Origin of the sequence: Pseudoduganella sp. UC29_106 (assembly GCF_044055365.1) — a bacterium.
Taxonomy (GTDB): domain Bacteria; phylum Pseudomonadota; class Gammaproteobacteria; order Burkholderiales; family Burkholderiaceae_D; genus Rugamonas.
Window position 1 is genome coordinate 262,664 of record NZ_CP171977.1, and the last position, 20,771, is coordinate 283,434.

The 20,771-nt window shown below is 63.5% G+C and carries 17 protein-coding genes and 4 pseudogenes; 15 read left to right on the forward strand and 6 right to left on the reverse strand.

Annotated elements, in window-relative coordinates; genetic code table 11:
- Complete coding sequence (locus tag ACHMW6_RS01615; RefSeq protein WP_395404996.1) at positions 1-1,344, forward strand: TolC family outer membrane protein; 1,344 nt, start codon at positions 1-3, stop codon at positions 1,342-1,344.
- A gap of 33 nt (positions 1,345-1,377) precedes the next feature.
- Here ACHMW6_RS01615 and gloA read toward each other — a convergent pair whose 3' ends face one another.
- From gloA to ACHMW6_RS01635, 4 genes are read right to left on the reverse strand one after another with little or no spacing between them, the layout of a single operon-like run.
- On the reverse strand, positions 1,378-1,788 hold the full coding sequence (gloA, locus tag ACHMW6_RS01620) for a lactoylglutathione lyase (RefSeq protein WP_395404998.1): 411 nt from the start codon (positions 1,786-1,788) through the stop codon (positions 1,378-1,380).
- Between the two features lie 45 nt (positions 1,789-1,833).
- Positions 1,834-3,132, reverse strand: a complete 1,299-nt coding sequence (locus tag ACHMW6_RS01625) for a PQQ-dependent sugar dehydrogenase (RefSeq protein ID WP_395405000.1) — start codon at positions 3,130-3,132, stop codon at positions 1,834-1,836.
- 12 nt (positions 3,133-3,144) lie between these two features.
- Positions 3,145-3,513 (reverse strand): hypothetical protein, encoded by a 369-nt coding sequence (locus ACHMW6_RS01630; RefSeq protein ID WP_395405002.1) that lies wholly within the window; start codon positions 3,511-3,513, stop codon positions 3,145-3,147.
- A gap of 27 nt (positions 3,514-3,540) precedes the next feature.
- Positions 3,541-3,924, reverse strand: a complete 384-nt coding sequence (locus ACHMW6_RS01635; RefSeq protein WP_395405004.1) for a VOC family protein — start codon at positions 3,922-3,924, stop codon at positions 3,541-3,543.
- A 136-nt stretch (positions 3,925-4,060) separates the two neighbouring features.
- On the opposite strand from ACHMW6_RS01635, the gene ACHMW6_RS01640 reads away from it, so the two are divergent.
- The 7 genes and pseudogenes from ACHMW6_RS01640 to can all read left to right on the forward strand — a co-directional run bounded on the left by ACHMW6_RS01640 (position 4,061) and on the right by can (position 12,789).
- Positions 4,061-4,960, forward strand: coding sequence for an NAD kinase (locus ACHMW6_RS01640; protein ID WP_395405008.1), 900 nt, complete (start codon positions 4,061-4,063; stop codon positions 4,958-4,960).
- A pseudogene (gene recN / locus ACHMW6_RS01645) lies at positions 4,960-6,606 on the forward strand (DNA repair protein RecN). The gene ACHMW6_RS01640 and the pseudogene recN overlap by 1 nt, the downstream one beginning before the upstream one ends.
- A 121-nt stretch (positions 6,607-6,727) precedes the next feature.
- Positions 6,728-7,837: a ferrochelatase gene (gene hemH / locus ACHMW6_RS01650; protein ID WP_395405010.1), complete on the forward strand. Its 1,110-nt coding sequence runs from the start codon at positions 6,728-6,730 to the stop codon at positions 7,835-7,837.
- Positions 7,838-8,223: 386 nt separating this feature from the next.
- Positions 8,224-8,772 (forward strand): nucleotide exchange factor GrpE, encoded by a 549-nt coding sequence (grpE, locus tag ACHMW6_RS01655; protein ID WP_395405012.1) that lies wholly within the window; start codon positions 8,224-8,226, stop codon positions 8,770-8,772.
- Between the two features lie 74 nt (positions 8,773-8,846).
- On the forward strand, positions 8,847-10,793 hold the full coding sequence (dnaK, locus tag ACHMW6_RS01660) for a molecular chaperone DnaK (RefSeq protein WP_395405014.1): 1,947 nt from the start codon (positions 8,847-8,849) through the stop codon (positions 10,791-10,793).
- Between the two features lie 97 nt (positions 10,794-10,890).
- Positions 10,891-12,012, forward strand: coding sequence for a molecular chaperone DnaJ (gene dnaJ, locus ACHMW6_RS01665; protein ID WP_395405016.1), 1,122 nt, complete (start codon positions 10,891-10,893; stop codon positions 12,010-12,012).
- 108 nt (positions 12,013-12,120) lie between these two features.
- Positions 12,121-12,789 carry a carbonate dehydratase gene (gene can / locus ACHMW6_RS01670; RefSeq protein ID WP_395405018.1) on the forward strand — a complete coding sequence of 223 codons (669 nt, stop codon included), beginning with the start codon at positions 12,121-12,123 and terminating at the stop codon, positions 12,787-12,789.
- Here the strand turns inward: can and ACHMW6_RS01675 are convergent.
- Positions 12,768-13,688: an alpha/beta fold hydrolase gene (locus ACHMW6_RS01675; protein ID WP_395405020.1), complete on the reverse strand. Its 921-nt coding sequence runs from the start codon at positions 13,686-13,688 to the stop codon at positions 12,768-12,770. The genes can and ACHMW6_RS01675 overlap by 22 nt on opposite strands.
- A gap of 74 nt (positions 13,689-13,762) precedes the next feature.
- Here ACHMW6_RS01675 and ACHMW6_RS01680 point away from each other — a divergent pair, with 74 nt between their 5' ends.
- The 3 genes and pseudogenes from ACHMW6_RS01680 to ACHMW6_RS01690 all read left to right on the forward strand — a co-directional run bounded on the left by ACHMW6_RS01680 (position 13,763) and on the right by ACHMW6_RS01690 (position 16,420).
- Positions 13,763-14,992, forward strand: coding sequence for a putative DNA modification/repair radical SAM protein (locus ACHMW6_RS01680; RefSeq protein ID WP_395405022.1), 1,230 nt, complete (start codon positions 13,763-13,765; stop codon positions 14,990-14,992).
- Positions 14,989-15,645, forward strand: a pseudogene (locus ACHMW6_RS01685) (TIGR03915 family putative DNA repair protein); the annotation flags it as partial. The gene ACHMW6_RS01680 and the pseudogene ACHMW6_RS01685, both read left to right, overlap by 4 nt.
- 150 nt (positions 15,646-15,795) lie before the next feature.
- Positions 15,796-16,420, forward strand: a pseudogene (locus tag ACHMW6_RS01690) (UdgX family uracil-DNA binding protein).
- Here the strand turns inward: ACHMW6_RS01690 and ACHMW6_RS01695 are convergent.
- Positions 16,365-16,985 (reverse strand): DUF2238 domain-containing protein, encoded by a 621-nt coding sequence (locus ACHMW6_RS01695; protein WP_395405024.1) that lies wholly within the window; start codon positions 16,983-16,985, stop codon positions 16,365-16,367. The pseudogene ACHMW6_RS01690 and the gene ACHMW6_RS01695 overlap by 56 nt on opposite strands.
- 108 nt (positions 16,986-17,093) lie before the next feature.
- Here ACHMW6_RS01695 and ACHMW6_RS01700 point away from each other — a divergent pair.
- From ACHMW6_RS01700 to ACHMW6_RS01715, 4 genes and pseudogenes are all read left to right on the forward strand, one after another.
- Positions 17,094-17,980: pseudogene (locus ACHMW6_RS01700) on the forward strand (TauD/TfdA dioxygenase family protein).
- A gap of 9 nt (positions 17,981-17,989) precedes the next feature.
- On the forward strand, positions 17,990-18,982 hold the full coding sequence (locus ACHMW6_RS01705) for an ABC transporter substrate-binding protein (protein WP_395405026.1): 993 nt from the start codon (positions 17,990-17,992) through the stop codon (positions 18,980-18,982).
- A gap of 1 nt (position 18,983) precedes the next feature.
- The gene (locus ACHMW6_RS01710; protein ID WP_395405028.1) at positions 18,984-19,808 is read left to right on the forward strand and encodes an ABC transporter ATP-binding protein; all 825 of its coding nucleotides are present in this window, start codon (positions 18,984-18,986) and stop codon (positions 19,806-19,808) included.
- Positions 19,805-20,743, forward strand: a complete 939-nt coding sequence (locus ACHMW6_RS01715) for an ABC transporter permease (RefSeq protein WP_395405030.1) — start codon at positions 19,805-19,807, stop codon at positions 20,741-20,743. Before ACHMW6_RS01710 ends, ACHMW6_RS01715 begins: the two co-directional genes overlap by 4 nt.
- The last annotated feature ends 28 nt before the right edge of the window (positions 20,744-20,771 follow it).

A 20,771-nucleotide genomic window follows, 5' to 3' on the forward strand; every position in this document is an offset into this window, starting at 1 on the left:
ATGCAGAAACCCCTTCTCGCCGTGCTGATGTCCAGCGCCTTCCTGACGCTCAACGCACAGGCGGCCGACCTGATCCAGGTGTACAAGCAGGCGCTTGCCAACGACGCCACTTACGCCAGCGCGCGTGCTGCGCTGGCCGCCGGACAGGAGCGCACGACGCAGGGGCGCGCAGGCCTGTTGCCGATCATCTCGGCAACGGGCACCAACACCAAGAACAATGGCGACTTCACGCCCTACAACGTGGGTGATATTGGGGTCGTCAACGGCCAGCTGGCGCAGGTCACCGCACGCAACACGGATAATTACACCAACCTGTGGCAGGTGCAGCTGACCCAGCCCCTGTTCCGCTGGGCGAACTGGGAAAACTACCAGCAGTCCAAGCTGCAGCAATCCGTGGTTGAAGCCACCTTCGCGCAGCAGCAGCAGGACCTGATCGTGCGCACGGCGCAGGCTTACTTCGACGTGCTGACCGCACAGGACAACCTGGCCGTGACCCGTGCGCAGAAGGAAGCGACCACCGAGCAGCTGGCTTCCGCCAAGCGTAATTTCGAAGTGGGCACCCAGACCATCACCGATACCCACGAAGCCCAGGCGGCATACGACCTCGTGGTGGCGCAGGAATTCGCCGCCGTCAACGACCTCGAAGTGAAGCGCACCGCGCTGCAGCAGATCATCGGCACTGCGCCCGGCGCTCTGGCCACGCTGCGTACCGGCGTGACGATCGCTCCGCCGCAGCCGGCTTCCATCGATCCGTGGATCTCGGCTGCCGAAGCGCAGAACTATGGCGTGGTGTCGCAGGACCTGAACCTGGAAATCGCCAAGCGCGAAATCAGCAAGCAGCGCGCCGGCCATATGCCGACGCTGGACCTTGTCGCCGCGTCGTCCCATAACCGCGTTACCTCCAGCGGTACGCAGAAGAACAATGCCATCGGCGTGACCTGGTCGGTGCCGATCTTCAACGGCTTCGCCGTGACCAGCAAGGTGCGCGAAGCGATCTCGCTGGAAGACAAGGCCCGCAACGACCTGGAAGCGTCCAAGCGCGCCGCGTCGCAAAATGCCCGCCAGGCTTTCCTGAGCGTGAACAGCGGCCTGGCCCAGGTGAAGGCGCTGGAAGCGGCGGAAGTGTCGAGCAAGTCGGCGCTGGAATCGAACAAGCTGGGCTACCAGGTGGGCGTGCGTATCAATATCGACGTGCTGAACGCGCAACGCCAGCTGTATAACACCCAAAAGGATCTGTCCAAAGCGCGTTACGACACGATCATGAACGGCCTGCGCCTGAAGTCGGCGGCGGGTTCGCTCAAGGAAGAGGATCTGGTGCCGGTGAACGCGCTGCTCGTCAACTGAGCAGGCACGGCGGATCAATGATCCGCCGCTTCGTTATCGCAAACCGGCGCCGCCGGCGTCGAGCGAACGCTCGATCAATTCAATCTTGTACCCGTCCGGGTCCGTGACGAAGGCGATCACGGTGGTGCCGCCTTTGACCGGGCCCGGTTCGCGCGTCACGTTGCCGCCGTTGGCTTTTACGGCCTCGCAGGCGGCAACAATATTCTCGGCCGAAATGGCGATATGCCCGTAGGCATTGCCGAGGTCATAGCTGTCCACGCCGTAGTTATAGGTCAGCTCCAGCTCCGCGTGTTCCGGATTACTGCCATAGCCGAGGAAGGCCAGCGAATACTTGTACTCCGGATTGTCGCTGGTGCGCAGCAATTTCATGCCGAGCACATTGGTGTAAAAGTCGATCGAGCGCTGCAGGTTACCGACCCGCAGCATCGTGTGAAGAATGCGCATGGTGAAGACTTTCGCTAGTGACAAAATCGCATTGTATGCGCTTTCTCAGCGCTGCACAGGGGTCACTCGCCAGACCGTATTGCCAACGTCATCGGCCACCAGCAGCGCGCCTTGCTTGTCCACCGCCACGCCCACGGGACGGCCCTGCGCCTTGCCATCGCGCGTCAGGAAGCCAGCCAGGAAATCGATCGGCGGACCGGACGGCTTGCCGTCGGCGAAGGGCACGAAGATCACCTTGTAGCCGGAGAAGGGTTTGCGGTTCCACGAGCCGTGCTGGCCGATGAAGGCGCCGCCCTGGTAGCTCTGGGGGAAGAGCTTCCCATCGTAGAAGGCCAGGCCCAGCGAGGCGGTATGCGAGCCGATCGCATAATCCGGCATCACGGCCTTCGATACCATGTCCGGCCGCTGCGGCTTCACGCGCTCATCGACATGCTGGCCGTACCAGCTGTAGGGCCAGCCGTAGAAAGCGCCGTCCTTCACCGAGGTCAGGTAGTCGGGCACGAGATCATTGCCCAGCTCATCGCGCTCGTTCACCACCGTCCACAGCGTTTTTGTGGTGGGTTCCCAGCCCATGCCGTTCGCATTGCGCAAGCCCGTCGCGAACAGGCGCGACTTGCCGCTGGCGCGTTCCACTTCCCAGATGGCCGCACGGCCTTCCTCTTTCTCGATGCCGTTCTCCGCCACATTGCTGTTGGAGCCCACGGTCACATAGAGGAAGCGCCCGTCCGGGCTGGCGGTCAGCGACTTGGTCCAGTGGTGGTTGAGCGGACCGCCCGGCAGGTCGATCACTTTCGTGCCGGGGGCCGTGATCGAAGTCTGGCCTTCCTGGTAGGGGAAGCGCACCAGGGCATCCGTGTCGGCCACATAGAATTCCTTATCGACCAGCACCATGCCGAAGGGCGAGTTCAGGCCTTGCAGGAAGGTTTCCCGCGTCTTTGCCACGCCGTCGGGACCCATGTCGCGCAGCAGGGTGATGCGGTTGGCGGACCTGGTCACGGCGCCCGCCTTCTTCATCTGGTGCTTCATGATGGCGCCCTTGATGCCCTTGGCGTCCTCCGGCTTGGGCGGTGCATTGGTTTCGGCCACCAGCACGTCGCCATTCGGCAGCACGTAGACCCAGCGCGGATGATCGAGTTCGCGTGCGTAAGCCGTAACGGTGAAGCCCGACGCGGCAACCGGCTTGTCCGTGCCCTGGAACGGCGCGGTAGGAGCCACATTGACAGTGGGGATCAGCTGCTTCTTCGGTTCAGGCAGTACAGGATTGGGACCAAAGCCGGCAGGGTATTGCGGCTGTGCGGCGGCACCGGCCGCAAGCAGGAACAGCGAGAGAAGGGCGGCGCGCATCGCGGGCCTCGCTCAGTCGCGCTTCGTGCCCGGCAGGGGCTTGGCCTGCTGGTCCTGGCCGCGGTTGCCCTCAGGCGCTTTCTGCAGGCCAGGCGTGGCGCGGCGGTCCGTATCGACTAGTCCGCCTTCAATGTCTTCGGCGGCCTGGCGGATCACACTGCGCGGCTTCTGGTGGCGTGCGCCTTCCGGCGATTCGTCGCGCTCATGGGGCAGGCGCTTGCCGGCATCCTTGTTGACCGGCTCGGTCGTGTTGATGAGGCGGTCCTTCTTGTCTGGGTTCCATGTCAGATCCTCCTTCGTCCTCGATGTTAACCAAGGAGAAGCGCCACAGTCGCCCGATTGCCTGTTAGCATGTTCCGCGGATCGTGCGCCGGCTGCCATCGCCAACGCCGTGCGGCACTTCGCGCATTAGGAAGCGGGCGGCACGGCGGGCTGCCACAGCTCGACCTTGTTGCCGTCCGGGTCCAGGAACCAGCCGAAGCGGCCGTAGTCGAAGGACTGGATATCGCCGACGATGGTGGCGCCGCCGTCGGCCACCTGCTGCAGTGCGCCTTCCAGGTCATCGACTACCAGGTTGAACATGAATTCGCGGCGCGACGGCGCGAAATAGCCGGTGGTCCGCTTGAACGGGCTGAACACGGTGCAGCCGCCTGCAGGCATGATGGCGGGGAAGAAGGCGGCGTGGTCCGGTGCGTCGGTCGGCAGGCCAAGGTGGGTCTGGTACCAGGTCATCAGGGCTTGCGGGTCCTTGGATTTGAAGAAGATGCCGCCTACACCCAGTGCTTTTGCCATTTCGTTTCCTCCATTGTATACTGTGCAAACGTACAGTATTTCTTCGCGTACCGGCCAGCGATGCAATGCATGGCATGAGCAAGCATTATGGGTTACTCTGCTGCGTGTTGCCAGACCATTTTTGACCGAGATTGATATGCCCGCTACGCACGCCATGTACAACACGATCGCCCTCGTCGTGAGGCCGAACACCTCCGGCATCGAAGAGCCGGTGCGTACGGTGATCGACTTCCTGAAGCAGGGCGGCTACAGCGTGGTGCTGGAAACGGACACGGCGACCCATCTCGGCTTTACGGACATTCCCTCCATGAGCGCCCAGGGCATCGGCGAGCGGGCGGACGCTGTGCTGGTGATGGGCGGCGACGGCACCATGCTCGGCATCGCACGCCAGCTTGCCCCATACGACGTGCCACTGATCGGCATCAACCAGGGCCGCCTCGGCTTCATGACCGACATCTCGCAGGAAGACATGCTGCCCGTGTTGGGCAATATCCTGAGCGGCACCCACAAGGCCGAGCGCCGTACGCTGCTGGAAGGGCGCGTGGTGCGTGACGGCAAAGTGATCTACTTCGGCATGGCCGTCAACGATGTGGTGGTGTCGCGCGGCGCGGGCGCCGGCATGGCCGAGCTGACCGTGAATGTCGACGGCCATTTCATGTACAACCAGCGTTCGGACGGCCTGATCGTGGCCACGCCGACCGGGTCCACGGCCTATGCGCTGTCGGCCGGCGGCCCCTTGCTGCACCCGACGCTGGGCGGCATTGCCATGGTGCCGATTGCGCCGCATGCGCTGTCCAACCGCCCCATCGTGCTGCCCGATTCCAGCGAGATCGTGATCGAGATCGGGCGCGGGCGCGACATCACCGTGAACTTCGACATGCAGACTTTCGCCAGCCTGGTGAATGGCGACCGGATCCACATCCGCCTGTCCCCGCACACCATCACCTTCCTGCACCCGGAAGGCTGGAGCTACTACAACACCCTGCGCGAAAAGCTGCACTGGAACGAATACCCTTCAACTGACGGCAAAATCTGATGCTCCGAACACTGTCCATCCGCGATTTCGTAATTGTCGATTCGATTGAACTGGAATTTTCCTCAGGCTTTACCGTCTTCACCGGCGAAACCGGCGCCGGCAAATCCATCCTGATCGATGCGCTGACCTTGGCGCTGGGCGGCCGCGGCGACGCCAGCGTGGTGCGCGAAGGCGCCGCCAAAGCCGATATCACCGCGGATTTCGCGGTGACCTCGCAGGCCCAGGCATGGCTGGAAGCGAACGAGTTCGCGGCGGAAGAGGGCGGGGCGCTGCTGCGTCGCGTGATCGACAATGCCGGCCGCTCCAGGCATTCATCAACGGTGTCGCCGCCACGGCCGCGCAACTGCGCGAGCTGGGCGACCTGCTGGTCGATATCCACGGCCAGCACGCGCACCAGTCCCTGCTGAAAACCGATGCCCAGCGCGAGCTGCTGGACAACCAGTGCGGCGCCAATGTGCGCGACGTAACGGCGGCTTATAAAGCCTGGCGTGCCTTGTCGAAGCAGCTGGAAGAATTCGAGACCAATGCGGCCAACCTGCAGTTCGAGCGCGAGCGGCTGGAATGGCAGGTCGCCGAGCTGGACAAGCTGGCGCCCAAGAAGGGCGAGTGGACCGAGATCGGCAATGAGCATTCGCGGCTGTCGCACGCGGCGAGCTTGCTGGAGGGGGCGCAGGAAGCTTTGAGCGCCTTGTCTGAATCCGACGACCATCCCGTGCTGTCGCAAGTCTCCTCGCTGCACCAGAAGCTGGGCAAGCTCCTGAGCGTGGATGCCGAATTGCAGCCGGTGGTGGATCTGCTCGAATCGGCGCGTATTCAGCTGCAGGAATCGGTGTATGCGCTGAACACCTATCTGGACAAGGTCGAGCTGGACCCGGACCGCCTGCGCGAAGTCGACGCGCGCATGGATGCGCTGCACTCCGCTTCGCGCAAGTTCCGCGTGACGGCGGGACGAGCTGCCGGAGGAGCATGCGAAGCTGTCCGAAAAGCTGGCGCAGCTGGCCGACGCCAGCGACATCGAAGGCTTGCGCAAGCAGGAGGAAAAGCTGAAGGCGGATTACATGGTGGTGGCGCAAGCGCTGTCCGCCACGCGCGCCGCGGCCGCCAAAGCGCTGGGTTCTGCGGTCACGCAAGCGATGCAGGACCTGAACATGACGGGCGGCCGTTTCGAAGTGGCCCTTAACCCCGCCGAGCCTGGCGCCAAGGGACTGGAGCAGATCGAATTCATGGTGGCCGGGCATGCCGGTGTCGCGCCCCGTCCGCTGGCCAAGGTGGCTTCCGGCGGCGAGCTCGCGCGCATCTCGCTGGCCATCTCCGTCATCACCTCGCATGCCACCACCGTGCCCACGCTGATCTTCGACGAAGTGGACAGCGGCATCGGCGGCGGCGTGGCCGAAGTCGTGGGACGCCTGCTGAAGCGCCTCGGCCAGGAGCGCCAGGTCCTGTGCGTAACCCACCTGCCGCAAGTCGCCAGCCAGGCCGGCCAGCACTTCCAGGTCGCGAAAGGCACGTCCGTCAACGGCAAGACCGCCAGCCGCATCGAAGTGCTCGATCAGAAAGCCCGCATCGAAGAAGTCGCCCGCATGCTCGGCGGCCTCGAAATCACCGCCACCACCCGCAAGCACGCCCGCGAACTCCTCGCCTCTTGATTATAGGGTCAGGCACGAAATGTTACATGAGGCCGCTTCCGGCAGAAGCGGCCTCATGTAACATTTCGTGCCTGACCCCATAGGTATAATGGAAGGCTATCTCTCGCGATCTAAGAAGAATATGTCTTTTGCTAAAGAACCGTCGTTCAAGCACGGTGCGGTGGGGCGCACGGCTGTTGTGCTCGTTAATCTGGGGACGCCGGATGAGCCGACCAGCGGCGCCGTGCGGCGCTATCTGAAGGAATTTTTGTCGGACCCGCGCGTCGTCGAAATTCCGAAGGCGGTGTGGGCGCCCATCCTGTACGGCATCATCCTGCCCTTCCGCTCGAAGCAGTCGGCGCAGAAGTATGCGTCGATCTGGTCGCGCGAGGGCTCGCCGCTGAAGGTCCATACCCAGGCGCAGGCCATGCTGCTGCGCGGCCTGCTGGGCGAGCGGGGACATAGCGAGCTGACGGTGGCCATGGCCATGCGCTACGGTTCGCCGTCCATCCCCGAGGTGCTGGACCGCCTGAAGGCCGAGGGCCACGAGCGTATCCTGATCCTGCCCGCCTACCCGCAGTACTCGGGCACCACCACGGCTTCCGTCAACGATGCCGTGTTCGACCATTACAGGAAGGTGCGCAACCAGCCCGAACTGCGCTTTGTGCGCAATTACCACGACCACGACGGCTATATCGATGCACTGAAGAAGTCAGTACTCGCTCACTGGGAAAGCAACGGCCGCGGCGAGAAGCTGCTGATGAGCTTCCACGGCGTGCCGAAGCGCACCCTGACCCTGGGCGACCCCTATCACTGCGAGTGCATGAAAACGGCGCGCCTGCTGGCGGAAAAGCTGAAGCTGCGCGAGGACCAGTACCTGGTCACTTTCCAGTCCCGCTTCGGCAAGGCCGAGTGGCTGCAACCGTACACGGCCCCGACCGTCGCCCAGCTGGCGAAGGACGGCGTGCGCCGCCTGGACGTGATCTGCCCCGGCTTCAGCAGCGATTGCCTGGAAACCCTGGAAGAGATCGCGATGGAAGTGCGCCACGATTTCATGGCGAACGGCGGCAAGGAATTCAATTACATTCCCTGCCTGAACGAGCAGCCGGCCTGGATCGCCGCCCTGGCGGAAATCGCCGAGCAGCACATGATCGGCTGGCCGACCATGCTCACTCCCTCCCAGCGCGAGTTGCGTAAAAAAGACGCAGAAACCGCGCGGCTGGCGGCCCAGAAGTTGGGTGCTCAGCAATAAGAGTGTTGTTAGCACTTGCCGGGTGAGAGTGCCAGCCTGTTAAAATAGCCGGCTAGGGGATCAATTCGCTGTAGCAGATCAGCGCGGTGGCCAGAAAAGCCCAAGCGATGACTGTCGCGGTAATAAATGGCAACTTCATGATGCGCTCCGTCGGTGTTCTCAGTGACACCGCATAAGCTCATATTAGCCAATCCGGCCCGCTAACGTATCCCCAAGTTTTGTAAAGTTTGTAACTCTGCAGTTACATACAGCTGAGTTCGGCTGTGCGCCGGATATCGCGCCAGAAGGGGAGAATATCCCTTGAAATGTCAGGGGTAATCCCCATTTCTGGCCAGTACGGTAACAAACGTAATGTCAAACAAACACGATTTGTAGGAGTCTCACAGATGCAAGATCAGGAAAACAAGCCAGGCCCGATTCCAGAGGCAGAACAGGCGACCGCCCAACCATCGACTCCCGCCGACGTTCCCGCCATCCCCACGCTGGAAGAACAGCTGGCAGCCGCCGAAGCCAAGCTGGCTGAGCTGCAGGACGCGTACATGCGTGCGAAGGCCGATGGCGAGAACATCCGCCGTCGCGCCCAGGAAGACGTGGCCAAGGCCCACAAATTTGCTGTTGAGAGTTTTGCCGAAGCCATGCTGCCTGTGAAGGACAGCCTGGAAATGGCGCTGAAGGTGGAAACGCCGTCCATCGACAGCCTGAAGGAAGGTGTGGAAATGACGCTGAAGCAGCTCAATTCCGCCTTCGAACGCAACCGCCTGGTGGAAGTGATGCCGGCGGCCGGAGAGAAGCTGGACCCGAACAAACACCAGGCCGTCGCCATGGTGCCCGCCGAGCAGGAAGCCAATACCGTCGTCAATGTACTTCAGAAGGGCTATATGATCGCGGATCGTCTGCTGCGTCCCGCCATCGTGACTGCAGCCCAGCCAAAGTGAGTACTTGAAAACAAATCAGCTTTTCCACATATAAGAACTATCTGAACATTTAGTACATAAAGGAAGAACAAATCATGGGCAAGATTATCGGTATTGACCTGGGTACCACCAACTCCTGCGTAGCAATCATGGAGAACGGCGCTCCAAAGGTCATCGAGAATGCTGAGGGCGCGCGTACCACGCCGTCTATCATCGCCTATCAAGACGATGGCGAAATCCTGGTCGGCGCACCAGCGAAGCGCCAGGCCGTGACCAACCCGCGCAACACCCTGTTCGCGGTGAAGCGCCTGATCGGCCGCAAGTTCGAAGAAAAGGAAGTGCAGAAGGACATCGCCCTGATGCCTTACGAGATCATCAAGGCCGACAATGGCGACGCCTGGATCCAGGTGCGCGACAAGAAGCTGGCGCCGCCGCAGATCTCCGCTGAAGTGCTGCGCAAGATGAAGAAGACCGCCGAGGACTACCTGGGCGAAGAAGTTACCGAAGCCGTGATCACCGTGCCGGCTTACTTCAACGACTCGCAGCGCCAGGCAACCAAGGATGCCGGCCGTATCGCGGGCCTGGACGTCAAGCGCATCATCAACGAGCCGACCGCGGCCGCGCTGGCCTTCGGCCTGGACAAGACCGACAAGGGCGACCGCAAGATCGCCGTGTATGACCTGGGTGGCGGTACCTTCGACATCTCGATCATCGAGATCGCGGACGTGGACGGCGAGAAGCAGTTCGAAGTGCTGTCGACCAACGGCGACACCTTCCTGGGCGGCGAAGACTTCGACCAGCGCGTGATCGACTACATCATCGACGAATTCAAGAAGATCAACGGCCTGGACCTGAAGAAGGACCCGATCGCCCTGCAGCGTATCAAGGCATCCGCCGAGCGCGCGAAGATCGAGCTGTCCTCCTCGCAGCAGACCGAGATCAACGAGCCGTACATCGCCATGGCGAACGGCGCACCGGTCCACCTGAACCTGAAGATCACCCGCGCCAAGCTGGAAGCCTTGGTTGAAGAGCTGATCTCCAAGACCATCGAGCCATGCCGCGTTGCGATCAAGGACGCAGGCGTGAAAGTGTCCGACATCGACGACATCATCCTGGTCGGCGGTATGACCCGTATGCCGAAGGTGCAGGAAAAGGTGAAGGAGTTCTTCGGCAAGGATCCGCGCAAGGACGTGAACCCGGACGAAGCCGTGGCCGTGGGCGCCGCCATCCAGGGCGCCGTGCTGTCGGGCGAACGCAAGGACCTGCTGCTGCTGGACGTGACTCCGCTGTCCCTGGGTATCGAAACCCTGGGTGGCGTGATGACCAAGATGATCCACAAGAACACCACGATCCCGACCAAGTTCTCGCAGGTGTTCTCGACCGCCGACGACAACCAGCCGGCCGTGACCATCAAGGTGTACCAGGGTGAACGCGAAATCGCCGCCGGCAACAAGGCGCTGGGCGAATTCAACCTGGAAGGCATCCCGCCTGCAGCACGCGGTACGCCGCAGATCGAAGTGACCTTCGACATCGACGCCAACGGCATCCTGCACGTGAGCGCGAAGGACAAGGCCACCGGCAAGGAAAACAAGATCACCATCAAGGCGAACTCCGGCTTGTCCGAAGAGGAAATCCAGAAGATGGTGAAGGACGCCGAGCTGAATGCGGAAGAGGACAAGAAGATCAAGGAACTGGCCGAATCCCGCAACCAGGCCGACGCGCTGGTGCACCAGACCCGCAAATCCCTGACCGAATACGGCGACAAGCTGGACGCCGGCGAGAAGGAGAAGATCGAGTCCGCGATCACCGCGCTGGAAGCGGCCGTGAAGGAAGGCGACAAGGCTGCTATCGACGCGAAAGTGTCCGCCCTGACCGAAGCTTCGCAGAAGCTGGGCGAAAAGATGTATGCTGACATGCAGGCGCAGCAAGCTGCCGCCGGTGGTGCAGCAGGCGGCGCCGGCGCAGGTGCCCAGGCCGAAGCCAAACCGGCCCAGGACGACGTCGTTGACGCCGACTTCAAAGAAGTCAAAGACAACAAGTAAATCGCTTTAATAAACGGTCATCCCTGAAAGACTGACCAGCCGAGCCGAGCGACCTGCAACCGGGGCTCGCTCGGCTTTTTCGCATAATTGGCACACCATGGCAAAGCGTGATTTTTACGAGATCCTCGGGGTCGCAAAGAATTCGTCCGAAGACGATATCAAGAAAGCCTATCGCAAGCTCGCGATGAAGTATCACCCGGACCGCAACCCGGACAATAAAGAGGCGGAAGAGAAGTTCAAGGAAGTGAAAGAAGCCTACGAGATGCTGACCAATCCGGAGAAGCGCGAGGCTTACGACCGCTATGGTCACGCCGGTGTCGATCCGAATATGGGCGGCATGGGCGGCGGCGGCTTCGGCGGCTTTGGCGACGCCTTCGGCGACATCTTCGGCGATATCTTCGGTGGCGGCGGCCGCCGCAGCGCCGGCCCGCAGGTGTACCGCGGCGCCGACCTGCGCTACAACCTGGAGATCACGCTGGAGCAGGCAGCCCACGGTTTCGACACTACGATCCGCGTGCCGTCCTGGGACAAGTGCGATACCTGCCACGGTTCCGGCGCCAAGCCAGGCACTTCGCCGACCACCTGCTCCACTTGCGGCGGCCACGGCCAGGTCCGCATGCAGCAGGGCTTCTTCAGCATCCAGCAGACCTGCCCGAAGTGCCACGGCACCGGCAAGATCATCCCCGAGCCATGCCCATCATGCTCCGGTGCGGGCCGCATCAAGCGCAACAAGACGCTGGAAGTGAAGATCCCGGTCGGCATCGACAACGGCATGCGCATCCGCTCCACCGGCAACGGCGAGCCGGGCACCAATGGCGGTCCGCCGGGCGACCTGTATGTGGAAATCCACATCAAGCCGCACCCGGTGTTCCAGCGCGAAGGCGACGACCTGCACTGCGAGATGCCGATCAGCTTTGCCAAAGCGGCGCTGGGCGGCGAGATCGAAGTGCCGACGCTTGACGGCAAGGTGTCCTTCACCGTGCCGGAAGGCACCCAGTCGGGCAAGACCTTCCGCCTGAAGGGCAAGGGCATCAAGGGCGTGCGCTCCGGCTATCCGGGCGACCTGTTCTGCCACGTGGCCGTGGAAACCCCGGTCAAGCTGAACGACCGCCAGAAAGAACTGCTGCGCGAATTCGACCGCTCCACCGCCGAAGGCGGCGCCAAGCACAGCCCGCAGACCAAGTCCTTCATGGACAAGGTCAAAGATTTCTTCGAATAAGCCGTACCACGACCCGCCTCGCGGCGGGTCGTACACACCACTGACGCGTAGGGCGGATCATTGATCCGCCGTGCGTCCCCTCCAGCACTATCAAAAAGGGCCACAATCATGACTGACCCCAATGACGTCCTCCAGCACCTCCTGCAGAACAACCGCAAATGGGCGGAAGACAAGGTAGCAAAAGACCCCGACTACTTCCACAACCTGTCCACCGTGGCGCCGGAATTCCTGTGGATCGGCTGTTCCGACTCGCGCGTGCCGGCGAATGAACTGCTGGGCATCCCGCCGGGCAAGGTATTCGTCCACCGTAACATCGCCAACGTCGTCGTGCACTCCGACCTGAACAGCCTGTCCGTGCTGCAGTTCGCGATTGAAGTCTTGAAGGTGAAGCACGTGATCATCGTCGGCCACTACGGCTGCAAGGGCGTGCACACCGCGCTGACGGGCGGCCGTGTAGGCCTGGTCGACAACTGGCTGCGCCACGTGCAGGACGTCGCGCAGAAGCACGACCGCTACCTGGGCGACGCCCTGGGCGACATCAACAAGCGCAGCGAGCGCCTGTGCGAACTGAATGTAGTGGAGCAGGTGGTCAACGTCTGCCAGACCACGATCGTGCAGGACGCGTGGGACCGCGGCCAGGAATTGACCGTGCACGGTTTCGTGTATGGCCTGAAGGATGGCCTGCTGAACGACCTGAAAATGTCCATCGCTTCGCCAGCCGACCTGGCGCCCCGCCTCGACGCCCGCCTGGGCGCCTACGCCGCCACTTCGGCCTGACGTTCGCTTAGCCGCCGCTGGAAGGCCAGGAAGTCGCTGGCCGTCCGGCGCGGCGCTTCAACCATCGGCACATGGCCGATGCCCTCCATCAGCACCACTTCACTGTTCGGCAGCAGCGCCTGCATCGGCTCCGCGGCCTGCGGGTTCAGCACCCGGTCTTCCTTGCCCCACACGATCAGCGCCGGCGTATCGATCCGCTCTGCCAGCACGGGCGAATCCACGACTTCGCGCATGATCTGCACGTGCAGCGGATAGTCCTCCACCGCGCGCTGCGCCAGCTGGTGTATCAGGCAGTAGGGCAGCCAGGGCGGCCTGTGCATGCAGAAGCCGATCAAGTCCTTCAGCGCTTGCGGCTCTGGCACCAGCAGCGAACTGCGGCCGGTTTTCCTGTAATGCTGAAAGGCCCGCGTCTGCCATGCCACGTCGGTCCCGGCCGCATCCAGCAGCCACAGGCTCGCCACCTGGGCCGGATAGCGCGCCGCGTATTCGCAGGCGATGAAGCCGCCCATTGAATTGCCGCCGAGATGGAAGCGCTGCACATCCAGTTCACCGAGGAAGGCGCGCAGGTTTTCCACCTGCTGCGCAATATCGTGCTTCGCCAGCGCATCGCGCCGCGCGGAGCCAAAGCCGGGCAGGTCCGGGATGATCACGCGGTAGTGCGGCACCAGCCACGCTGCAATGCGCGTGAAATTATCCTTGTCGGCGCCGAAACCGTGCAGCAGCACCAGGACTTCCGATCCATTGCCTCCCGCCAGATAAGGCAGGCTGCTGCGCTTTGCGGAGAGGCCGGCACGCCGCCGCTCAAGGCGCAAACCCAGGCGAGCCGCCCGCGCCGGCATCAGGCGGTTGAAGGCGCACAGGCCGAGCATAACGACGGCCAGCGCATAGACCAGGACCATTTTTTCTCCTGCGGCGCGCGCATTGCCCGCCGAATTGGCATATACTGTATATGCGTACAGTATAATGTGGTTAAATGGAAACAATCGAAAAGCTGGAAATCCTTGCGGATGCAGCCAAGTATGACGCGTCCTGCGCCAGTATTGGGGCGCCGAAGCGGTCTTCGGCCGGGCGGGAGGGGATCGGCGCAACAAATGGCATGGGCATCTGCCACAGCTACACGCCCGACGGGCGCTGCGTCTCCCTGCTGAAAATCCTGCTCACCAATTTCTGCCAGTACGATTGCCAGTACTGCGTGAACCGCCGCAGCTCGAACGTGCCGCGGGCGCGCTTCAGCGTGCAGGAAGTCGTGCAGCTGACGGTCGATTTCTACCTGCGCAACTATATCGATGGACTGTTCCTCAGCTCCGGCATCATCCGCTCCGCCGACTATACGATGGAGCAGCTGGTTGCCGTGGCGCGGGAACTGCGCGAAACCCACCAGTTCCGCGGCTACATCCACCTGAAGACGATACCGGACGCCGATCCCGCCCTTATCGAAGCGGCCGGCCGCTATGCGGACCGCCTCAGCGTGAACATCGAATTGCCGACCCAGGACAGCGTAGCCGCGCTGGCGCCGGAAAAGAGTGTCCACACGATCAAGCTGGCGATGGGAGCGATCCGGCTGAAGCTGGACGAAAAGGAAGCCGAGCCCAAGGCGCCGGCCTTCGCGCCGGCCGGGCAAAGCACGCAAATGATCGTCGGCGCAGACGGCAGCGACGACAAGCGCATCCTCAGTACCGCCGAAACCCTGTACGGCAGCTACAAGCTGAAACGTGTCTACTACTCCGCCTTCAGCCCGATACCGGACAGCCCGAAGACCGTGCCGCTGGCGCCGCCGCCGCTGCTGCGCGAGCACCGTCTCTACCAGGCCGACTTCCTGCTGCGCGGCTATGGCTTCCAGGTGCGCGAGCTGCTGCCGCAGGATGGCAGCCTGGCGCTGGATATCGATCCCAAGCTGGCCTGGGCGCTCTCCAACCGCGAGCATTTCCCGCTTGACCTGAACCGTGCCGACCTGTCCATGATCATGCGTGTGCCCGGCATCGGCCTGCGCAGCGCGCAGCGCATAGTCGAGCTGCGGCGCATGCGGCGCGTGCGCTACGAAGACCTGTCGCGCCTGAAGTGCAGCATGAAGAAGGCCGCACCCTTCATCGTGACCGCCGACTACAAGCCGGCGCGCGACGGCGCCCCATCCGAAGCGCTGCGCCGCGCCATGGCGGACACCCAGCAGCAAATGCCCCTGTGGCCGGAGCTGGCCGCCGCATGATCGCCGTCCAGGCTCACGATTTCTCCAGCTTCCGCGCCGCAGCGCGCGAGCTGATCGTGCGCCGCGTTGCGCCCGAATCCGTACAATGGCTTGGCGGCGCGGACGACCTCTTTGCCGGCGCCGCCTCCGCACTCGACGCAGCAGACGGCTCGCCCGCCGGCGATGCCGGCGCCTTGCGCATCTCGCGCGACCTGATGGCGCTCCTGGAAACCGCCGCGTGCTTCCGCGCCCCGGACCGCTGGCCCTTCCTGTACCGCGTGCTGTGGCGCTGGCATCTTGGCGAACGCGAGGTGATCTCGATGGCAGATGAAGACGGCAACCGCTTGCACAGCATGGCCAGGGCCGTGCGGCATGAAGTGCATGACATGCACGCCTATCTGCGTTTCCGCGAGCGCCCCGCGGAACAGGGCGCACCGCGTTTCGTCGCCTGGTTCGAGCCGGCGCACGACGTGCTGCCGCAAGTGGCCGGCCACTTCATGCAGCGCATGGGCAATGTCAGCTGGATGATCGCCACGCCCGACGCCACGGTGATGTGGGACGGCACCACCCTGCACAGCACCGGCCCGCTCTTGCGCGGCCCGGCTGACATCGCCGACTCCGGCGAAGCCATGTGGCTCACCTATTACCGCAGCATCTTCAACCCCGCGCGCCTGAATGCGGACGTGATGCACGGCCATATCCGCTCACGTTTCTGGAAAAACCTGCCCGAAGCGGCCGTGGTGCCGCACATGGTCACGCAGGCAGCCGCTGGCGCGCGCCGTGTGGGCCAGCTGGAAGCGGTAACGCGCCGCAAAGGCTCCACGATTCCCGTCAAGCCTGAAGATGCGCAACCGGAACGCCAACAGCCGCGCAACCTGGACGAATGCCGCCGCTGTGACCTGTGGCAGAATCGCCACGCAAGCCGTGGGCGGACAGGGTGCGCCGCGCGCCCGCATCATGCTGGTCGGCGAGCAGCCCGGCGACCAGGAAGACCTGGCCGGCAAACCTTTCGTCGGCCCCGCTGGCGAATTGCTGGACCGCGCGATGGAGGCGGCCGACCTCGATCGCCGCACCGTCTACGTGACCAACGCGGTCAAGCACTTCAAATGGGAACCGCGCGGCAAGCGCCGCATGCACAAGACGCCCGCGCAAAAGGAAGTGATGGCCTGCCATTACTGGCTGGAGGCCGAGCTGGAATCCGTGTCGCCCGACGTGATCGTGGCCCTCGGCGCCACCGCGCTGAAGTCCGTCCTGCAAAGCGGCAGTGTGGCGCTCAAGGATTACATCGACGAACCCGTGGAGCGCGACGGCCGATGGATCATCGCCACCTACCACCCCGCCTTCGCCCTGCGCGTCCCCGACCGCGAAGAACGCCAGCGCGCCTTCGACGCCATCACCGAAGCCCTGCGCCAGGCAAAGAAGCTAGCTGGCGGTCGTGCAGGCGGCTGAGGAAGAGCAGGGCGCAGATGCCGCCGATGAAGGCGGTGAACATATCCGATTGCGTATCCCACTGGTCGCCCTGCGTGCCGAGGAATTCGTCCGCGCCCTGGCCCATCGCCACTGCAGCGCCCCATTCGATCAGCTCATACCAGGCGCTGATCGCCATCACGATGCAGATCACGACAAACGCCAGCATCTTGCCGGCCGCGATATGCCGTCCGCGCAGCAGGATCTCGCGCGCCACGAGGGCAGGCACGAAGCCCTGCATGAAGTGGCCGATCTTGTCGTAGGGATTGCGGGTGAGCCCCAGCCAGTGCTGCAGGTCGAAGCCCAAGGGCACGCGCGCATAGGTGTAGGCCCCGCCCACCATCAGCACAATCGCGTGCAGCAGGATCAGCACATACAGCAAGTCCGTCAGGCGGTGGCGCCGGTAGGTGAGCACCAGCAGCGGCAGCGCGATCAGAACGGGCGCAACTTCCAGCACCCACGTCGCGCGGTCATAGGGGGCAATGCCGGACCAGATCAGGACGGCGACGGCGGCTGCGGCGAGGAAGGGATGAAAGTAAGTGCGCATGATCGGGAGCGGCGAACAAAAACTGCATATTAATATCAAAAAGCATTCGTTCTCAACGCAGGCGGGCAGGCCTAGACTGGGTTCCTGATCAACGAATACCCGCCCGCCATGTCCGCCGTCCTTGCCGAACTGCCCGTCGCGCGCCAGCGCTTTGATGTCCGCATATTTGATGCGCCCCTGGGCGCCGAAGTGGTGGGCCTGGACTTGTCGCAGCCTGTGAGCGATGTCGATTTCGCCCGCATCCACGCCGCGCATCTCGATCACCACGTGCTCGTGTTCCGCGACCAGCGCATCACGCCGCGCCAGCAGGTGGAGTTCAGCCGCCTTTTCGGTCCCCTGCAGATCCACGTGCTGCGCAACTTCCAGCTGCAAGGCCATCCGGAAGTACTGGTCGTCTCCAATATCATCGAGAACGGCCAGCCGATCGGCCTCGGCGACGCCGGGCACTTCTGGCACTCGGACCTCTCATACAAGGAGCGCCCCAGCCTGGGCTCCTTCCTGCACGCGCAGGAACTGCCGGAAGAGGGCGGCGACACGCTGTTCGCCAATATGCACCTGGCTTACGACACGCTGCCGGCAGCGCTGCGCCACGCCATCCGCGGCGCACGCGCTGAACACAGCTACCTCGCCAGGTATGACGAACTGCAGGAGCGCAACCCGTATCGCCCCAAGCTGACGCAGGCGCAGATCGAAGAGGTGAAGCCGGTGGTGCATCCGGTCGCGCGGGTCCATCCCGAAACCGGCCGCCGCGCGCTCTTCGTCAGCGAGCACTTCACCACGCGCATCATCGGCCTGCCTGAGGACGAGAGCAAGGCTCTGCTGCAGGAGTTGTTCGCGCACAGCGTGAAGCCGGAACACATCTACCGCCACAAGTGGCAGGCGCACGACCTGGTGTTCTGGACAACCGCTCGTTGATGCACCTCGCCGCAGGCACACCCGAAAACCAGCGCCGCAAGATGTACCGCACCACCATTGAAGGCGATGTACCGTTCTAAGGAGAAGAAATGAAACGAGCACTGGCCGCTACTCTGGCAGCGCTGGCAATGCACGGCGTCGCGCATGCCGAAGGACGCATCCGCATCGCCGAACAATATGGCGTGACTTATCTGCTGCTGAATATCGCCCAGGAACAGAAACTGATCGAGAAGCACGGCAAGGCGCAGGGCGTCGACATCAAGGTCGAATGGACCCAGCTCTCAGGCGGCGCGGCGATCAATGACGCGCTGCTGTCGGGCGCCATCGATATCGCCGGCGCCGGGGTCGGCCCCTTGCTGACGATCTGGGACCGCACCAAGGGGCGGCAGGATGTGCGCGGCGTTGCGGCGCTGGGCAGCTTCCCTTACTACCTCGTCAGCAATAATCCGAAAGTGAAGACCATTGCGGACTTCACGGACAAGGACCGCATCGGCCTGCCCGCCGTGACCGTATCCGTGCAGGCGCGCATCCTGCAGATGGCGGTCGCGCAGAAATGGGGCGACAAGGATTTCGCCCGCCTCGACAAGCTGACGCAAACCCTGCCGCATCCGGATGCCGCGGCTGCCATCATCGCCGGCGGCACGGAGATCAGCGGTCACTTCGGCAGCCCACCCTTCCAGGAGCAGGAACTGGCGCAGAATCCGAACGCGCGCATCGTGCTGAATTCCTACGAAGTGCAGGGCGGGCCGTCTTCGTCCACCGTGCTGTATGCGACCGAGAAGTACCGCAAGGAGAATCCGAAGACGTATCGCGCCTTCGTGTCCGCACTGGCGGAAGCGGCCGACTATGCGGCGAAGAATCCGGAAGGCGCGGCGGACATCTACCTGCGCACCAACAAGAGCAAGGTCGATCGCGCCATCCTGTTGAAGATCTTCCGCAATCCCGAAGTGCAGTTCAAGATTGCGCCGCAGAACACGCTGACGCTGGCGCAGTTCATGCATCGTGTCGGCGCGATCAAGAACAAGCCTGAGAACTGGCGCGATTATTTCTTTGACGATCCCGCGATCGGGCAGGGAGGCTGAGATGGCGCAGCCCTTGCAGCTGGTCCGCTCATCCCCCTTGCTGCGCGCCGAGGGCGTCACACTGGAGTATCGCGACGGCGCGCGTATTGTGCGCGCGGCGCAGGAGGTCAGCTTCGACGTGCATGAAGGCGACCGCTTTATCCTGCTCGGCCCTTCCGGCTGCGGCAAGTCTTCGCTGCTGCGCGCAGCAGGCGGCTTCCTTGCGCCGGCGGCCGGCCGCTTCACCATCGACGGCGCTCCCGTCACCGCGCCCGGCCCGGACCGCATCACCGTGTTCCAGGAGTTCGACCAGTTGCCGCCATGGAAGACGGTCCTGCAGAATGTGATGTTTCCGCTGCTGCGCGCGAAGCGCCTGCCGCGCGCAGAGGCACGCGATATCGCTCTGCACTGGATTGCGCGCATCGGCCTGGAAAAGTTTGCGGACGCTTATCCGCACACCCTGTCCGGCGGCATGAAGCAGCGCGTGGCCATCGCCCGCGCCCTGGCGATGCGCTCGCGCGTGCTGCTGATGGACGAGCCCTTTGCCGCCCTGGACGCGCTCACCCGCCGCCGCATGCAGGAGGAGTTGGGACAGCTGTGGGAAGAGGAGCGCTTCACTTTGCTCTTCGTGACACACTCGATTGAGGAAGCGCTCATCGTCGGCAACCGCATCCTGCTGCTGTCGCCGCATCCGGGACGTGTGCGTGCGGAACTGAACGCCCACCAGTTCGGCATGCACAGCGCGGGCGGCGCCGAGTTCCAGTCCGCCGCGCAGCGCATCCACGAACTTCTTTTCGATCAACCACCAGCGCCGCCTGCGAGCGACGCAGAAAGGATCGCGCTGTGACCCGCGCCATCGACCCGCTGATCCGGCCCGAGTATATCCTCCCCCTCGGCGCTACCGGCCCCGATGCGGCGCTGCCCGGCGTCCCTCAGGGCGCGTCAGCACGCGCCGCGCCAGCACTAAGTGCGCGCCGCAGCGCTTCGGCCATCACGTGGCGAGCGCCGGCCTGGATCGCCCTGCCGGCCGCGCGCAAGACGTTGCTGCTGGCCGTGCTGGCGCTGGTGTGGGAACTCGCCGCGCGCTGGACAAATAACGACCTGCTGCTGCCCACCTTCCTGCAGACCGCGCGGGCGCTGATCGAAGGCATCTCCACCGGCGAGCTGCTGTCCCGCGTCGGCGCCTCGCTGACTGTGCTCGCGCAGGGCTACGCCGCCGGCATCGCGGCGGCCCTGTTGTTGACCGCGCTCGCCGTCCTGACACGGTTAGGGCGCGACCTGCTCGAAACCTGTGTCGCAATGTTCAATCCCCTGCCGGCCATCGCGCTGCTGCCCCTGGCCATGCTCTGGTTCGGCCTCGGCAAGGCCAGCCTGATCTTCGTCATCGTGCACGCCGTACTCTGGCCGCTGGCGCTGTCCACCTATGCCGGTTTCAGCGCCGTGCCGGAAACCCTGCGTATGGCCGGCCGCAACTACGGCCTGAAAGGCCTGTTCTTCGTCTTCGACATCCTGGTCCCGGCCGCACTGCCTGCCATCCTGTCAGGACTGAAAATCGGCTGGGCCTTCGCCTGGCGCACCCTGATCGCCGCGGAACTGGTGTTCGGCGCCGCGTCCGGGCAGGGCGGCCTGGGCTGGTACATCTTCCAGAACCGCAATGAGCTCTATACCGACAAGGTCTTCGCCGGGCTGGCCGCCGTGATCGTGATCGGCCTCGCCGTCGAAAACCTCATCTTCTCCACCCTGGAGCGCAAAACCGTCCGCCGCTGGGGCATGCAAAAGTAAGCTGGTGCAATTCTTGCTTCGAAAGAAG

Excerpts from the sequence above, each read along its gene's own strand:
- ACHMW6_RS01635 (WP_395405004.1), bottom strand. The coding sequence starts at position 3,924 with ATGGCAAAAGCACTGGGTGTAGGCGGCATCTTCTTCAAATCCAAGGAC.
- grpE (WP_395405012.1), top strand. The coding sequence starts at position 8,224 with ATGCAAGATCAGGAAAACAAGCCAGGCCCGATTCCAGAGGCAGAACAG.
- can (WP_395405018.1), top strand. The coding sequence starts at position 12,121 with ATGACTGACCCCAATGACGTCCTCCAGCACCTCCTGCAGAACAACCGC.
- ACHMW6_RS01625 (WP_395405000.1), bottom strand. The coding sequence starts at position 3,132 with ATGCGCGCCGCCCTTCTCTCGCTGTTCCTGCTTGCGGCCGGTGCCGCC.
- gloA (WP_395404998.1), bottom strand. The coding sequence starts at position 1,788 with ATGCGCATTCTTCACACGATGCTGCGGGTCGGTAACCTGCAGCGCTCG.
- dnaK (WP_395405014.1), top strand. The coding sequence starts at position 8,847 with ATGGGCAAGATTATCGGTATTGACCTGGGTACCACCAACTCCTGCGTA.
- ACHMW6_RS01695 (WP_395405024.1), bottom strand. The coding sequence starts at position 16,985 with ATGCGCACTTACTTTCATCCCTTCCTCGCCGCAGCCGCCGTCGCCGTC.
- ACHMW6_RS01680 (WP_395405022.1), top strand. The coding sequence starts at position 13,763 with ATGGAAACAATCGAAAAGCTGGAAATCCTTGCGGATGCAGCCAAGTAT.
- ACHMW6_RS01675 (WP_395405020.1), bottom strand. The coding sequence starts at position 13,688 with ATGGTCCTGGTCTATGCGCTGGCCGTCGTTATGCTCGGCCTGTGCGCC.
- ACHMW6_RS01705 (WP_395405026.1), top strand. The coding sequence starts at position 17,990 with ATGAAACGAGCACTGGCCGCTACTCTGGCAGCGCTGGCAATGCACGGC.
- hemH (WP_395405010.1), top strand. The coding sequence starts at position 6,728 with ATGTCTTTTGCTAAAGAACCGTCGTTCAAGCACGGTGCGGTGGGGCGC.
- ACHMW6_RS01710 (WP_395405028.1), top strand. The coding sequence starts at position 18,984 with ATGGCGCAGCCCTTGCAGCTGGTCCGCTCATCCCCCTTGCTGCGCGCC.
- ACHMW6_RS01615 (WP_395404996.1), top strand. The coding sequence starts at position 1 with ATGCAGAAACCCCTTCTCGCCGTGCTGATGTCCAGCGCCTTCCTGACG.
- ACHMW6_RS01630 (WP_395405002.1), bottom strand. The coding sequence starts at position 3,513 with ATGGCAGCCGGCGCACGATCCGCGGAACATGCTAACAGGCAATCGGGC.
- ACHMW6_RS01640 (WP_395405008.1), top strand. The coding sequence starts at position 4,061 with ATGCCCGCTACGCACGCCATGTACAACACGATCGCCCTCGTCGTGAGG.
- dnaJ (WP_395405016.1), top strand. The coding sequence starts at position 10,891 with ATGGCAAAGCGTGATTTTTACGAGATCCTCGGGGTCGCAAAGAATTCG.